Genomic DNA, 2594 nt, shown 5'->3' with positions numbered 1-2594 from the left:
ATTATCAATCACCAGAGTAAAATAAAAGCTAATAACGTGAGAATTAGAAGCGAAAATATCAGTAACGAAGACACACGCATTGATGTAAACAAAGATTTAATTCTTGATGCGCAGGAGGTTAAAAACCAACAAAGCAAGATATTCGCTAAACATATAAGATTTGATAGCGGAAATATCTATAACCGAGACACAAATATTCATGCAGATGGTGATTTATTTTTACGTGTACATAATTCGATTAATAATAGAGATTCCTCTCTATATGGTTATGATGTTACAGTTCTATCTGATTCAATTACGAATACCAAATCGACTTTAGTCGGTGCACTATCACTTTTCGGGAGAACACGTAATGTAAATAATAATAATTCTTCGATTATATCGAAAAAAATTGATATTGACAGTTGGAGAATGACTAACATAGTAACAAGTTTTGATAGCGAAGACATTAGGTTATTTGCAGATCATTTATATAATAAAGGTAGTAGTATATCTGGTGCTCAAATATTTATGAGAGGTCAACAAATTTTTAACATAAATAGTTTATTAAGCGCTCGATACATGTTAGGTATTGTAGGCAAAAATATTGTTAATACATCTTCAAAAGTGGAATCCATGAAAGATAGTATAACAATAATCGGCGAAAGAATTGATAATCGAAATGCCATAATTGAAGCAGGTGGTAGCATATTATTAACCGGTGGCGATGGGAATGATAATATAGGAGCATTAGAAAATTTAAACAATGAACATGCTAACATTTCTGCGTATCATCAAATATATTTTGATTCTACAGGATCTGTTAATAATCGATTCGCGAAATTATCCTCACGTCACGGTCTAATCATAAATGCAGTCAATCTTGATAACAGTTATGCCGATATTTATGGTTATGCTGGCGAACATAGATTGCAGGCAGATTATATTAACAATACTTCAGCCAAAATATTAGTTGAAAATTTATATATCAATGCTAAAGTCATTAATAATGATAATAGCAGTTTGACTGCACGTGGTATGCTTATTAAAGCCGATAAATTAGTAGGAAATGGATATTTAAAATCTTATAATGATTTATTGTTAGATTTGCAATCGTCGTTCATCAATCAATCAGAAATTGAAGCAGGTGGTGAATTAACAATCAGTACCTTGGGTAACATTGAAAACTATGGTCGCATTGAAGCGAGAAATTTAACCCTTTCAGGTTTGACTATAACAAATGATAAGAATGCTAAACTGAATGCCAATGCTATTAATATAGTTGGTGGTAGCTTAAATAATTATGGCAATATTAGAGGTGAAATGATTGACATACAATTAGCAAAAGCTTTAAACAACTATGAAAATGGTCAGTTAGAGGGAATAAAGGTGAATATCAAAGCCGATGAGGTAAATAATTTCGCTGCTTCAGAATATAAAGAATATAGACCAACACTTTTCGCGGAAGATTATCTCAATATTGAAGCGACAAAAGTTAACAATTACCAAGATGCTTTAATACACAGCAATAATATTTTGAAAATTAAAGCTAAGACGTTGAATAATTATTATGGCGTTATTTTGGGTCAAAATGAAACCTCTTTAATAGTCGATGAATTCAATGATTATGTTAGATAATAGCTAATTAAAATAATTCAAATTAGTGCTTCAACTAATAGTGAATATGCATTGCATATTCACTATATTATGAATTACCCACAAATTTTTTCCTATCCTAGTATTTGAAATCACTTATCTAATGGCTCATTTGGGGAGTAGCTGTCCAAGCCTCAAGCTTATGGCTAAAAATAACCAGTGCTTTGTTTATTGTATTATTATTTATTATTTTTGCTCTTAGATTTAAATTCAGCATAGTATTCTTCGGCTAATTTGCGTAGTGATGAACCTATTGACGCGTATTGATATTCGTTTAAATTAGCTAATGAAGCACGCGCTGAAGGGGGCTGGACAGCAAATCCTTTCCCAGGCAATAACACAACACCCACTTCATCGGCAATACGGAATAGCAACTCAGTTGGATTTTTATTTTTCAATATCCATTTGGCAAATTTATCGTCATATAATTCACGACAAATTTTTTCTAATTTAATTGAAATATAATAATTGGTGTTAATAAGCGTTTTTACTCCCATCTATTGTAAAACATATGATTTAATGGCTTCTACACTGTAATATAACATTCGATCAGGAACGGGATAATTACACCCCAAAATACCTTCAACCACATTGGGTAGAAAACATTTCATCTAAGCCTAACTGATCACGAATATAGGAAAATACTTTGCCTAAAAAAGCGACGCTTGGCGTGTTATAGTTATGACGCACACAATCTTCAAAACGTCCAGTTAAACCAGACTTAATCGGGAATCCGCCAATATACTAAAATAAAATAATTTTAATTTACGAAATTTAGCTTTTGAACGGTAATGTTATAAATTAATTAAATAATTAAATATTTAATCAAAATAATATGATAAAGTTTATGAAACACAAAAATTATTAGTAGAACTAATAGCTAGTTTTTTACTTTATTTGACATTCAGACTGCTATTCAAAATAACTTATCATGTTCTGCTTATTGAAAGCGATAGTTA

At 30.9% G+C, this 2594-nt stretch carries 1 protein-coding gene and 1 pseudogene; one reads left to right on the top strand and one right to left on the bottom strand.

What is annotated here, in order from left to right:
• Positions 1–1617, top strand: a 1617-nt coding sequence (locus tag FcAc13_RS11980) for a hypothetical protein (RefSeq protein WP_187756461.1), incomplete at its 5' end; no start/stop codon positions are given.
• A 197-nt stretch (positions 1618–1814) separates the two neighbouring features.
• On the opposite strand, the pseudogene FcAc13_RS11975 reads toward FcAc13_RS11980, so the two are convergent.
• A pseudogene (locus tag FcAc13_RS11975) lies at positions 1815–2105 on the bottom strand (bifunctional aspartate transaminase/aspartate 4-decarboxylase); the annotation flags it as partial.
• Positions 2106–2594: the final 489 nt, after the last annotated feature.

Origin of the sequence: Frischella japonica (assembly GCF_014489845.1) — a bacterium.
GTDB classification, from domain to species: Bacteria; Pseudomonadota; Gammaproteobacteria; order Enterobacterales; family Orbaceae; genus Frischella; species Frischella japonica.
The sequence above is the reverse complement of the archived record's forward strand: the minus strand, read 5'-3'. Positions and strand labels throughout refer to the sequence as shown.